Here is a 12,953-nt window from a genome sequence, read left to right on the forward strand (position 1 = left end):
CCGGCCCGTGCCGCCGACCGGGCCGCCGTCCGGCCGGGCGGGGCCGCGCGGGGGCGGCACGTGGTGGACCGCCACGTGCCGCACCGGGCGGCGACCTGCCGGTGCGCGTCTACCGGCCGACCGACGACACCGGTCCGCTGCCGACGCTGGTGTACCTGTTCGGCGGCGGGTGGGCGCTGGGCACCGTCGAGACGTCCGACGGGATCTGCCGGTCGCCGGCCAACGCCGTGCCGTGCCAGGTGATCACCGTGGGCTACCGGCTCGCGCCCGAGCACCGGTTCCCGGCGGCCGTGCACGACAGCTACGCGGCCGTGGCGTGGATCGCCGAGCACGCCGACGAGTTCGGGGTCGACGCCGGGCGGTTGGCCCTGGCCGGTGACAGCGCGGGCGGCAACCTCACGGCGGCCGTGACGCTGCTGGCCCGTGAGCGGGGCGGCCCGTCGCTCGCCGCGCAGGTGCTCGTGTACCCCAACACCGACTACCGCGCGGACACGCCCTCGTTGCGCGACAGCGACGACCCGGCGCTGTTCAACCGGCACTCGGTGGCGTGGTACTGGTCGCACTACCTGGCCGACCCGGCGGACGGGCTCGACCCGCTGGCGTCGCCGTTGCGCGCCGACGACCTGTCGGGGCTGCCACCGGCGCTGGTCGTGACCGCCGAGCACGACCCGTTGCGCGACGAGGGGGAGGAGTACGCGCGGAGGCTGGCGTCGTCGGGCGTGGACGTCGTCTCGACGCGCTACCCCGGCATGGCGCACGGGTTCTTCGCGATGACCGACGTCCTCGACGCGGCCCGCGAGGCGCATACCGAGGTCGCCGCCTACCTGCGGGCGCGGTTCACGCCCTGACCGTGCGCAGCCGGCGCGCGTCCTCGACGTCCCGGCAGCCCGCCAGGCGCAGCGCGGTCTCGAACTCCTGCCGGATGACGTCGAGCACCGCGGTGACGCCGTGCCGCCCGGCCACCGCGAGGCCCCACAGCACGGGGCGGCCGAGCAGGACCGCGTCCGCGCCCAGCGCGAGCGCCCGCAGGACGTCGACCCCGGTGCGCACCCCGCTGTCCAGCAGCACCCGGCACCGGCCGCGCACGGCGTCCACCACGTCGGGCAGGGCGTCGAGGGAGGGCACTGCGCCGTCGAGCTGTCGCCCGCCGTGGTTGGAGACCACCAGACCGTCCACACCGGACTCCACGGCCCGTTGGGCGTCCTCGGGGTCGAGGATTCCCTTCAGCACCAGCGGCAATCGCGTGCGCTCCCTGATCCAGTCGAGGTCGTGCCACGTCAGGGAGGGGTCGAAGACGGCGTCGGTGTGCCGGGCCACCGCCGAGTCGCCGGCTCGCCGTTCACCGACGTCACCGCCGATGTTGACCGGCCGCACGCCGGGCGGCAGCGCGAACCCGTTGCGCAGGTCCCGGACACGTCGCCCCATCACCGGCACGTCGACGGTGAGGACGACCGCGCGACAGCCGACACCCTCGGCCCGCCGGAGCAGGTCCGCCATGACCTGGCGGTCCCTGAGCCAGTACAACTGGAGCCAGTGCGCGCCACCGGCCGCCGCCACGTCCTCGATCGACTCGGCGCCGATCGTGCACAACACGTTCGGCACACCTGCCTCCGCCGCCGCCCGCGCGACCCCGCTCTCCCCGTCCGGGTGAAGCAGGCGCTGGTATGCCATCGGCGCGATCGCCAACGGCAGCGACGACCAGGCGCCGAACAGATCGCGTCCGGTGTCGTACTGGGACACGTCGACCAGCGACCTGGGCACCAAGGACACCCGTTCGAACGCCGCGCGGTTGGCGGCGAGCGTGACCTCGTCGCCCGCTCCACCGGAGACGAAGTCCCGGACGTCGGGGGCCAGCCGTTCGGCTGCCAGGCGCTCGGCGTCGGCGACCGAGTGGATCACGGGTGCGTTCACGAGGTCGCGCGGCGGTCGACGTCCGCGTCGCCAAGGTGGCGTGCCGGGACGGGAGCGGGCAGTCCGCTGTCGCTGTTCATGGGCCCTCACGCGGGTCGGGGTGTGCTGCGGGCGGGCGGCGTGATGGCGTGGGCGGCAGCCGACACCGCCCACGCCATCACGTCCGCGTCACCGAGGATGACGGAATACACCCCGTCGGACGCCCACCTCGCTCACGCACTGGACAGATTCGGTCGGGATGCCGAACCGGGTTCGCGCGGGCGTGAGCGCTTCACCGCGAGATCACCGCAGTTCGGAAACCAGCCGCAGTGTCTCGTGTTCGCACCGGGGAGTCATCCCCGGCCCTGCATGCAGTCGACCCAGGACGCGGTGGTGACGATGATGTCGGCAGCGTGGGTCTCGGTGACCGTCCCGTCCGACACCCATATCTGCGCGTGGTACGTGGCCAACGGCACCGTGGCGGACCCCTGGACGAGGGTGAACCCGTTGATCGTGACCGAGCCGTCGTCGGGGTCGCGGTAGTTGGACCCCGGAGGGAGGTGGCTCTCCGTGGCGGTCCAGCCGGGAGGCAGGTCGCGCATCCCGAAGTCGAGGTCGGTGGACCACTTCCCGGTCACCGCGAAGATGAAGTAGGACTGGTGGATCCTCCCCTCGGGGCCGTACTGGACGCACATCCGGTGTGGGGTGCCGAAGTCCTCCAAGTGCCACGTGTGGTCCTGCGAGTCCGACTGTGCCGACGCGCCGACCGGCGAGCCGAGCAGGGACAGCAGGAGCACCGAGACCAAGGCGAGCATCGACCTGGCGATCCGCAACATCACTCTCACCGAATCCCTCCTGAACTGGAGTGGCGGCGCTTCGGTCGAAGCTAGCGACCCGATCTCAGAATCCACTGAGACCCTCAGCCCCGGCCCCGCTCCTGCTCAGTGGCGGGCCGGTCGAGCTGACGATGCCCGCCGGCAGCAGGAGCCCGCCGAACGGCCGCCGAGGATGCCGATCTGACCGACAATCGCGGTGTGGACGGGCCGGTTCCGCGACCCGGCCGGTTCGACCCGGTGTACCTTTTCCTCCGTGGGACTGGTCGAGTCGTTGCGCGCGTTGTACGCACGACGGCTTCGCCGTCAGGTGGCGAGCGGTCCGCTGCCCCGCCACGTCGCGCTCATCATGGACGGGAATCGCCGCTGGGCCCGCGAGCAGGGCTACGCGAACCCCAGCATCGGCCACCTGCACGGCGGTGAGCACCTGGAGACCGTGCTGGGGTGGTGCGCCGACTTCGGCATCCGGCACGTGACCGTGTTCCTGGCGTCGAGCGACAACCTGCGCAAGCGCGGTTCGGAGGAGACGGCCTTCCTGATGGAGGTCGTCGAACGGGTCGTGGTCGACCGAGTGGTGGCGCGGTCGGAGAGGTGGCGCCTAAACGTGACCGGGCGGCTCAACCTCCTCCCCGACTCGACCGCGTACGCGCTCAAGAGGGCGCAGGACCTGACGTTGGAGCGGGCGACCGACTCGGAGTTGACGGTCGCGGTCGGCTACGACGGCCGCGAGGAGATCGTCGACGCGGTCCGCTCGCTGCTCGACCAGGCCGCCGAGCGGCGGGTCACCGCCGAGGAACTGGCCGCCACGCTCACCGTGGAGGACATCACGGCGCACCTCGACCCCGCCGGTCGGCCGGACCCTGACCTCGTCATCCGGACCAGTGGCGAACGCCGGCTCTCCGGATTCCTGTTGTGGCAGGCCGCCGGTTCCCGGCTGCACTTCTGCGACGTCTACTGGCCCGCGTTCCGGCAGGTGGACTTCCTGCGCGCAGTGCGCTCGTACGCGGTGCGGCAGGGTTCACGGGACTGATCGCCCGCGACACCGGCCGGATCGTCCCGCCCCGGCCGGCGCATACAATGACGACCCTTCGGCCGCTTGGACACCGTCACCGGCGGCGGGCAGATCATCGAGTCGTGCTCCTACGACGGCTTCGACCGGACCGTCCAACCGACGTTGACCACGGTCGTCCGGTCGCGCAGAGGATTCAGGCAGAGAGGGTGACGATGAGCTTCCGTTCGGCCGGCGTCCGGAGGGTCGGACGGAAGCTCATCGCCGTGATGTCGTGCGTCGTCCTGGTGGCGTGTGGCGGCGATCCCCGCGAGCACCCCTATTCGACCGGCGGGCACTCCCTGGAGGAGTTGTTGGCGCACTTCGAGCTCGAACTGCCGTCGTGCGACGTTTCGGACCTGCGGTACGCCGACGCCGGCGGTCCGATGTCCAGCGGCCTGTACCTGACCTACGGCTTCCCGGACAACTGCCTGAACGCGGTGATCGAGGTCAACGGCGTCGAAGCCTCGGAGAAGCGCGCACAGCAAGGCCGCGACCTCCCCTTCTCCCCACCGGTGGTCGCGGAACTCCAGTGGCCGATCCAAGACGACACGAACTACGACCGTTACGGGAAGAGCACCCGGACGTGGACGGTGCACCTGGCAATCGACCCGTCGACGCCCCGCCACACGGCGTTCAGCCAGGGCCTCGGCGACTGACATCGGCCACAATCATCGGGACGACCACTCGTTGAACCAGTGACAGAACGTCCAGAGCCGCGTGCTGGTCCGGAACGCCGAATCCCAGATCGTCCCCAGATCTGTCCGAGACCGTTCGGTCACAGTGGTTCCGGTCGAAATCGATCACGGCCGGTGCGGCAGCGGAGTCCGGCGAGCCTGCTCAAGGGCCTGTTGCCGAAGAGTTCGAGAAGGGGACCGAGGATGAAATCAGCCCTGCTCCGCAGGACGGTGACAGTGGCGGTCGGGTTCGCCGTGGCAGTCGGCTTGACCGGTTTCGGTCCACCCGTCTCGGCTGACACGGGTGAGGCCGCGACCGGGGTGCCCGGCGCGACAGTTCCGGCTATCACCGCGTGTGACGGCGGCACGAAGCAGGTTCAACTCGTCTACGTGCGTTCGCCGGCCGGCGCCGATCGCTACGCCGAGATGGCGCCCAAGATCGAGGCCATGTCGAGCCAGATCAACCTCGCTGTCCAGTACGGGGCGTTGCGAACGGGCGGCTCACGGGGAATCCGCTACGTCAGCAACGCCGACTGCTCACCCAGGATCGACAACGTAGTCCTCGCGTCCGGCACGAACATCATGGACTACAACTCAGTGCAACGAGACCTCGTGTCGCGCGGGTACGACAGTGTCGACCGCAAGTACCTGATCTTCTTGCAGACGACCGCCTTCTGCGGTCTCGCGTCCGGAGGCACGCTGACAGCCGGCCCGTCGTGGGCCATGGTCGGCACCGGTTGCTGGGAGTGGAATCCCGCTGGCCACGAATTGCTGCACGCGCTGGGCGCCGTCAATTCGAACGCACCGCACGGCACGCCAGGCGGGCACTGCTGGGACGACGCGGACATCATGTGCTATGACGACGACGGCGTGCCCGGCACGTATCCGCTCCAGGACTTGTGCCCGAAATCGAGCGAGCCCGACCTCGTCGACTGCAACAACGACGACTATTTCAACACCGACCCCGCAGCCGGTACCTGGCTGGCGAACAACCCGAACTCGAACGTCGCCAGGAGCCCGTTCCTGTCCTCCGTCGCGATGGCCCCGGTCTACACGGGCAGCAAGACCGTCACCACCGCACGGGCCGGGGCGACCGCGTACGTGACCAAGTACCAGTTGCCCACCGGTGAGTGGACCGCGAAAGCGAAGATCGTGACGAACACGAGCAGCCCGTTCGTCTCGGCCGTGCTCGCGGTGCGAACCCCGAACGGTGTCCGGTACGTGCCCTCGGCCGGCGTGCAGCGCGGGTCGGCCGCCTACATCACCGTCGAACACAACACCTCGATCGAGTTCAAGCTCTGCGAGGGCAATGTCACCGCGAAATCCGGCTGCACCGCCACCTGGTGGTAGCCGATCCCGTCGCTCGGGGAACGGGCTGGAGAACGCCTCACCATGACGTGAATCCCCGCTGGTGGTCGCGGGCCGCCCTGATCGGGAAACCGATCCGGGCGGCCCTGCGGCTTCCGGAGGGCCGGACGTCGGCCCGTTCACGGGGCGGCCACCGCGCGTCGCCGGCTGAACGATCAAGGCTTCGTGCTGTAGTCCTCGAACTTTGGCGCTGAGCCCACTCTGATCAGGGTCGCCCGTCACCGGTGGCGCTTCGACCGGACCGCAACAACTTCTAGACCAGGCCTCACCACCTACCTCACTGGTCCATCACCTTGCCGGAGATCCACCACTTCGAATGAGGAAAACCGGCGACAAAGACGACATCCACAACTGGTCGATCGCTGGTCAACCCGCATCCACGAGCCCTTCCCAACTTGGTGGGCCTGGGCTGAGGGCCGTGGTGCAGACATGGCGAAGGTCCTGGTAGTTGGCTTCTCGACCGCGGACAAGGCCATCGCCGCGACCTTCGAGTGATTGCCTGCCCATCCGCGAGCGACCTGTCCGGTTCACATCTTCAGTTGCTGGCCAGGGAACAGACCGCGCACCGGTGCCCGGATCGGCAGCAGGTGGCCGCGCCTGGATTCCGGATGTCAAGCCCTGCTGGGTGCTGGCGCACTCCCGCTGTGGCGATACCGCTTGGCCGCAGGGTTCGGCGTCGGTCTGACCACCGTCAGCCGCGACATCCACGAGGCGTCGGACTCCTGGCAGCAGTGGCGCCGTGCCTGCCTCGGGTGCGGGCCGCGTGGACACGAGGCCCGGACCGTTCCGTCGTCGCACGAGGTGCTGCCCCGGTATCCGCGCGGCGTGCACGTCATACAAAGGCTCATCCTGCTCTCGCCCTTAGCTTGGGCCGTGCCGAGGCCACCAGTCCTGGATGCACCTCCGGCGGCCCGCCTCATCAACGCACGCCAGCGGACCGGTCCGCTGGCGTGCGTAGAACTGGCCGGTCAGCCACTCGACGCCGAGCCACCACTCAGCACTCCGGAGGCAGTTGAGGATCTGCCGGGCGGTGGACCCGGCGATCCTGATGCCGAGCACTGGGAGCTCGCCGTAGACCTGGCAATGACCCAGGTCGGAGTCCCGGTGCGCGTCTCGTTGTGGCGATCTCCTGGTACTCGATCACCTTCCGGCCGAGACCCCGGTGAGGGAGCACTACCGGCACGTCCGACCACCGTAAGCGGGGCTCCGGGCCGACACCGGAGCGCAGCAGCAGCGCGGGTGTGTCGATCACTCCTGCCGACACCGTGACGTGGGCGCCCTACACCCGTTCGAGCTGCCCTGCGACTTCGACCTCGACCGCAGGAAGAGGTTGGGTCGCCGTCGCGCAGGTTCGAGGTGGGACAGCGCGGCCGACACGCGCAGTGTTCCCGTCCAGCTCATCGGGACGGGACCGACACCGGTGCTGTTCGGCCCGTTGTGGTCGGCGGAGTGGAATCGGGACCGACTGTGGAGGCGGCTCCTAGATCGACACAAGTTTTCCTCCAGGCCGACCGGTCAGGATCGTGACTGTCACGGGGAACTCCCCGCATACGGCAGAACGTACAAAGGGGAACGACGACATGCGACGACTCATGGGCACTGCGGCGGGGGCCGCAGCTCTAGTGCTCGCCTCGCTCACGGTGCTGCCGGGCACGGCACAGGCGGCGACTGGCACCGGTTACACCAGTCCGAGCTACTACGGCAACGCCTCCTTCAACACCAGCACGGGACGCCTCACGGTCAACGACACCTACGGTGACAGCCGCCGCGTCGTCTCGTCGGTGTGGAACCTCTCGTTGGGCGGCCTGCACATCGTGAGTGGTGAGGACGCCAACGGCAGCAACGGCACGCCTGGCTCTGCCTACGCCTCCGGCGGCTACGCGCCGGGCGACCGACTGGAGATCGAGGTGTGCCGGCGCAACGGGCCTACCGCGACGCCTACCAACTGCGACTCTGGGTACGTCACGGTGAACTGACCGGGTGGTCGGGACGCGGGCCTGAGGTGGTCCGCGTCCCTGCTCGAAAGTCATCGTTGCTGGTCAAGCGGCATCTCGGTACTCGTTGAGGAGCCGTCGAGGATGCCGGTCCGATGCAGTCGGTGGGTGCCGAGGTCGGTTGAGTGGTTCTTCGCAGGTTGTGAGGATCTGCCCCGCGTGGGCTTCCTGCCACGATCAGGATGTGGTCGTGGAGTTCGCATCGGCGGATCGCGAGTACGCCGCCGTCGCATGCCCGGATCGGCACGGGTGTCGGACAACCAGTCCGACCAAAGGTCGCACCCGCGGTCAGCGCACCACCCCTTCGTCGTGGTCATGATCGTGCCGCGGGCGATCAGTGTCCTTGTCTTCGTCCGTTGTTTCAGCCGTTGCAGCTATTGCTGCGGCGTCAACCCGGCGCGACCCAACCCCTTCACGATAAGGTTGATCACGCAATCAGGGGCAGGACCGACCGCTATCCAGGCCACCCTCTGCGGCTCCGACGTTCCACACCTGGACCAGGGACCCCAACGCCACTGGTGACGAGAACTACTCGACGTCACCCGGGGACGGTCTGTGGGTGCAGATCGCACACCGATTAGGTTTCCCCGCCGCGCCCGTCTGTATGTGTGAGATCGACTCACGGAAGGCTGGCAACACGATGCGCAAACTGATCTTCGGCATGAACGTGACCCTGGACGGCTACATCGCCGCGACCGGCGATGACATCGGCTGGAGCGCGCCGAGCGACGAGCTGTTCCAGTGGTGGCTCGACCGGGAGCGGGAGAGTGAGCTGTCGCTGTACGGGCGCAAGCTGTGGGAGACGATGAGCTCCCACTGGCCGACGGGCGACCAGCAGCCCGACGCCACCCCGGCGGAGGTCGAGTTCGCGCGGAACTGGCGGGACACGCCGAAGGTGGTGTTCTCCTCGACCGTCGACGAGGTCGACTGGAACACCCGCCTGGTGACCGGCGACGCGATCGCCGAGATCACCCGGCTCAAGGCCGAGGACGGCGGTCCGATGAGCATCGGCGGCGCGACGCTCGCCGGGGCGGCCATGAGGGCCGGGCTGATCGACGAGTACCAGCTGGCGACCCACCCCGTCCTGGTGGGCGGCGGCACGCCGTTCTTCACCGCGCTGGACGGTTGGGTGAACCTGAACCTGGTGGAGACGCGGACGTTTCCCGGCGGCGTGGTGCTGACCCGATACGAGACGAGGCGATGAGGCAACCCTTCCCCGGCCACTTCGTTGCGTCCCGAGTGAGCCGTTGACCGACTCGCCGGAGACGAGGACGACGGCGGCCCGTGCGCTGGATTCGTCGACGGTGGGCACATGGGTGATCACAGCGTCGGGGGCAGGTCCAGCCATGGTTTGTCGGCGGCGTCGAAGCCGGTGAGCTCGGCGATCTTCCCGTCGACGACGCGCAGGACCGCGATGGCGAACAACCGGTACTCCGGGTCGTCGGGGGTGCGGAGGTAGAGCGCGGCGGCTGGCATGCGGTTGACCGTCGTGGTGATACCGCGCCAGTCGTCGTGGCCGCGCTGGAAGAGCCCACCGGAGACCCAGCCGTCCACCGCGTCCTTGGCCGTCCTGGTCACCGTGCCCGGATCGGGCAGCATCGCGAAGCGCAGGTCGTCGCGCAGCAGCGACATCAGCCCGTCGAGGTCGTTGCGCTCATGGGCGTCGATGTACGACTTCACCACGCCGCGCTCGTCGCTGGACAGCTCGTAGGTGGCGGGGCTGCGCCAATCGAGGCGGCGGTCGGGCAGCTGCTCCCGCATCGTCACGCGCGCCCGCTGCAAGGCGCTGGTCACCGAGGCGACGGTCAGTTCGAGGGCGTCGGCGGCCGTCGGTGCCGGCCAGCCGAGGACGTCGCGCAGGATGAACACCGCCCGCTGTCGCGGTGGCAGGTGCTGGACGGCGACGATGAACGCCAGCTCGATCGTCTCCCGGGCCACCACCGATTCCTGCGGGTCCTCGGGGAGCATCCGGTCGGGGTACGGCTGCAGGTACGGCAGCTCGGAGCCGGAGTCCGGCAGCTCGACCGGCACGGGTGTGCGGTCGTTGCGCTTCTCCAGGAAGTCGAGGCAGGCGTTCGTCGCGATCCGGTACAGCCACGTCCGCAGCGCGGCGTGCCCCCTGAACGACTCCCGCTTCCTCCACGCCCGCAGGAACGTCTCCTGCGCGAGGTCCTGGGAGTCCTCGTAGTTCGCGAGCATCCGGTAGCAGTGCGCCTGCAGCTCACGCCGGTAGCGCTCTGTGAGCAGCGCGAACCGCGCCGTATCGTCTGAGCGGACCGCCGCGATGAACGTGGCCTCGTCGCCACCCGGCAGTCTGTCGTCGGCCATGGTCATCAATCCTTCCACCGGGGAGACGGGCTGGCAGAACTGACGACGGGGCGGCGCATTTCTGATCGGTGAAGCCGCTGACACCGGGCCGTTCGTCAGACCGGACGGTTCAGGTCGATCCAGCGAACGTGCTCCGGGCCGGGTGCCGTCGTGCGGAACGGCCCTCGTCGCCCGTGAGGTCCGAGATGTCGCCGTCGACGGTGATGACCTGGTCGCCGCGTCCTCCCCTACGTCTGCCGTGGCCTGCGTCCTGCGACTGGTCCGGTTGCGCGTGGGCGAAAGCGCTGGTCGGGCGACCGGCTGATCAATACTCTGAACGGGGGTCGGGGGACATGATCATTTGAGGGGGACCGCAGTGCGTCGTGTACTACCCGTTGCTCTGAGTGCGTTGCTGACAGGTGGGCTGCTGCTCGCCGGCGGGACGGCGTCGGCGGCGCCTTCGCCGACCGTCCAGGCCGGCGAGGCCGGCGAGGCCGGCGAGACCGGTTCGACCTTCACCTCGTCGTCCCCGGTCCGGGTGCTCGACACGAGGAACACCGGCGGTCCGGTCGGGGCGGGTGGCACCGTCACCGTCGACCTCTCCGCCCGGGTTCCCGTCGCCACCACCGCCGTGGTCCTCAACGTCACCGGGGTGACCCCGACGGCACCCACCTTCGTGACGGTGTTCCCCAGCGGTGGCGCGCGGCCCGTCGCGTCGAGCCTGAACCTGACGCCGGGGGACGTCCGGCCCAACCAGGTCACCGTCACGCTCAGCGCCGACCGGAAGGTCGACCTCTACAACAACAGCGGGAACGTCCACCTCGTCGCCGACCTCGCCGGCCACTACAGCACCGGCGCCGGGGCCAAGTTCACCGCGCTGGCGGCCAACCGCGTGCTGGACACCCGGGAGAACGCGCAGGTGGGCCCCGGCGCCACGCGTGCGGTGGACCTGTCCGCCTGGATCCCGGCGTCGGCCACGGCGGTCACGGTCAACCTGACCGCCACCAACGCGACCGCCGACACGTTCGTCACCGCGTGGCCCGCCGGAACGTCCCGGCCCACCGCGTCGAACCTGAACGTGCCGCCCGGCGACACGCGCCCCAACCTCGTCACCGTCGCCGTGGGCGCGAACCGCACGGTGAACCTCTACAACAACGCCGGCACCATCGACCTGATCGCCGACCTGACCGGCTTCTACACCCCCGACTACGGCGCCCTGTTCCTGCCGCTGAGCTCGGTACGGGTGCTCGACACCAGGGACGGTACCGGCGGCACGACCGGGGCGGTCGGCGCCCGGCAGGTCGTCAACCTGGGGCTCACGACCAAGGCCCCGATCACGGCAACCGCCGTGGTGATCAACATCACCGGCGTCGACGCGACGGCCGCGACGTACGTGTCCGCGTACGGGGCAGGGCAGTACACCAACGCGTCGAACCTCAACCTGTCCCCGGGGCAGACCGTGCCGAACGCCGCCGTGGTCGGGTTCGGCATGACGCGTGACCTCCAGCTGTACAACAACGGCGGGAGCGTTCACCTCGTCGCCGACCTGGCCGGCGCGTTCGCCGTGCTCGACGCCCCGACCTGCACGACCGATTGCGTTTACGGGTGGGGCAGGAACGGCGCCGAGCGCGCGCTGGGCACCGTGGAGGCGGTGGCGCGGACGTCCGTGCCGACTCGGGCGAGGCTGACCGGGGTACGGGCGATCGCCGGCAGCATGTGGGGTACCCAGTACGTGTTGCGCGCCGACGGCACGGTGGTGGCGTGGGGGAAGAACGACTCGGGGCAGCTCGGCAACGGGTGGAAGGCCGGCAACGGCGGTGGGTCCGCGGTGCCGGTTCGCGTGCTCGGGCTGACCGGCGTCACCGCCATCGCCGCCGGTCAGCTCACCGGCTACGCGCTGCGCGAGGACCGCACGGTGTGGGCCTGGGGCTGGAACGGCACGGGCCAGCTCGGCAACGGCGGTACCGACGACTCCTCGGTGGCCGCGCCGATCCCCGGTCTGACCGACGTCGTCGCCATCGGCAGCTCCTGGGGCACCGGCTATGCGGTCCGCGCCGACGGCACCGTCTGGGCGTGGGGTTTCAACAGCCAAGGCGAGCTCGGCAACGGTTCGAGCGGAGGGCACTCGTTGGTGCCCGTCCAGGTGTCCGGGCTGACCGGGGTCACCGCGGTGTCGGGCGACAGCGGCAGCGACGGCGTCTACGCCCTGCGCGGCGACGGCACGGTCTGGGCGTGGGGTTCCAACTACTACGCGCAGCTCGGCAACGGTCAGCCGTGCGAGCCGTCCGGCGGTGGGCTCTGCGCTTCCCGCGTCCCGGTGCGGGTTTCCGGGCTGACCGGCGTGACGGGGATCGACGCGGGCCGCTACAACGGTTACGCGCTGCGCGGCGACGGCACCGTGTGGGCTTGGGGCTCGAGCTACGGCGGTGTCCTCGGCAACGGGGTCGCGTGCACGGACTTCTCGCCCGCGTGCGCGTCCGCGGTCCCGGTCCAGGTGTCGAACCTCTCGGACGTGACGCAGATCGCCAGCTTCGGCCGCGGCGCCCTCGCGCTGCGTGCCGGCGGCACCGTCGCGGGCTGGGGCGAGGACATCTTCGAAACGCTCGCCAACGACCAGACGTACACGCACTCGACGGTCCCGGTTCCGGTGCAGGGGCTGTCCGGTGCGACCGCCATCGCCGCCGACTACTACACCGGGTGGGCGTTGGTCCCGAACCCGTGAGCACGGGGTGGGGGGGGCGGGGGGCGGGGGGGGGGGGGGCGGCCCCGGGGGCGGGGGGGGGGTAAAATACGGGGGGGGGTGTCGCGGCCGCCGGGCGGGGGGGGGGGGGTGTGT

The 12,953-nt window shown here is 70.0% G+C and carries 10 protein-coding genes; 7 read left to right on the forward strand and 3 right to left on the reverse strand.

The annotated features are described in order from the left end of the window. A partial coding sequence (gene lipP1, locus AB0I91_RS44200; RefSeq protein WP_499642239.1) for a LipP1 family hormone-sensitive lipase occupies positions 1 to 848 on the forward strand: 848 nt, incomplete at its 5' end. On the opposite strand, the gene AB0I91_RS44205 is transcribed toward lipP1, so the two are convergent. Further along, the gene (locus tag AB0I91_RS44205; protein ID WP_498780273.1) at positions 838 to 1,899 is read right to left on the reverse strand and encodes an alpha-hydroxy acid oxidase; all 1,062 of its coding nucleotides are present in this window, start codon (positions 1,897 to 1,899) and stop codon (positions 838 to 840) included. The genes lipP1 and AB0I91_RS44205 overlap by 11 nt on opposite strands. Positions 1,900 to 2,243: 344 nt before the next feature. Continuing rightward, positions 2,244 to 2,726: a DUF5980 family protein gene (locus AB0I91_RS44210; RefSeq protein WP_499642255.1), complete on the reverse strand. Its 483-nt coding sequence runs from the start codon at positions 2,724 to 2,726 to the stop codon at positions 2,244 to 2,246. A 253-nt stretch (positions 2,727 to 2,979) separates the two neighbouring features. Between AB0I91_RS44210 and uppS the strand changes: the two genes are divergently transcribed. From uppS to AB0I91_RS44235, 5 genes are all read left to right on the forward strand, one after another. Further along, positions 2,980 to 3,753, forward strand: a complete 774-nt coding sequence (uppS, locus tag AB0I91_RS44215) for a polyprenyl diphosphate synthase (RefSeq protein WP_499642241.1) — start codon at positions 2,980 to 2,982, stop codon at positions 3,751 to 3,753. A gap of 194 nt (positions 3,754 to 3,947) precedes the next feature. Further along, positions 3,948 to 4,430, forward strand: a complete 483-nt coding sequence (locus AB0I91_RS44220) for a hypothetical protein (RefSeq protein ID WP_499642243.1) — start codon at positions 3,948 to 3,950, stop codon at positions 4,428 to 4,430. A 222-nt stretch (positions 4,431 to 4,652) separates the two neighbouring features. Next, positions 4,653 to 5,798, forward strand: coding sequence for a hypothetical protein (locus AB0I91_RS44225; RefSeq protein ID WP_499642245.1), 1,146 nt, complete (start codon positions 4,653 to 4,655; stop codon positions 5,796 to 5,798). Between the two features lie 1,598 nt (positions 5,799 to 7,396). Continuing rightward, a complete protein-coding gene (locus tag AB0I91_RS44230) occupies positions 7,397 to 7,792 on the forward strand; it encodes a hypothetical protein (RefSeq protein ID WP_499642247.1) in 396 nt (131 codons plus the stop codon). Between the two features lie 658 nt (positions 7,793 to 8,450). After that, entirely contained in the window at positions 8,451 to 9,014 is a 564-nt protein-coding gene (locus AB0I91_RS44235; RefSeq protein ID WP_499642250.1) for a dihydrofolate reductase family protein, read from the forward strand. Positions 9,015 to 9,130: 116 nt separating this feature from the next. On the opposite strand, the gene AB0I91_RS44240 is transcribed toward AB0I91_RS44235, so the two are convergent. Next, on the reverse strand, positions 9,131 to 10,138 hold the full coding sequence (locus tag AB0I91_RS44240) for an RNA polymerase subunit sigma-70 (RefSeq protein WP_499642253.1): 1,008 nt from the start codon (positions 10,136 to 10,138) through the stop codon (positions 9,131 to 9,133). A gap of 388 nt (positions 10,139 to 10,526) precedes the next feature. Between AB0I91_RS44240 and AB0I91_RS44245 the strand changes: the two genes are divergently transcribed. Further along, positions 10,527 to 12,839, forward strand: a complete 2,313-nt coding sequence (locus AB0I91_RS44245; RefSeq protein WP_499642254.1) for a hypothetical protein — start codon at positions 10,527 to 10,529, stop codon at positions 12,837 to 12,839. Positions 12,840 to 12,953 lie beyond the last annotated feature (114 nt).

The sequence above is a fragment of the Actinosynnema sp. NPDC049800 genome (genome assembly GCF_040656635.1).
Lineage (GTDB): Bacteria > Actinomycetota > Actinomycetes > Mycobacteriales > Pseudonocardiaceae > Actinosynnema.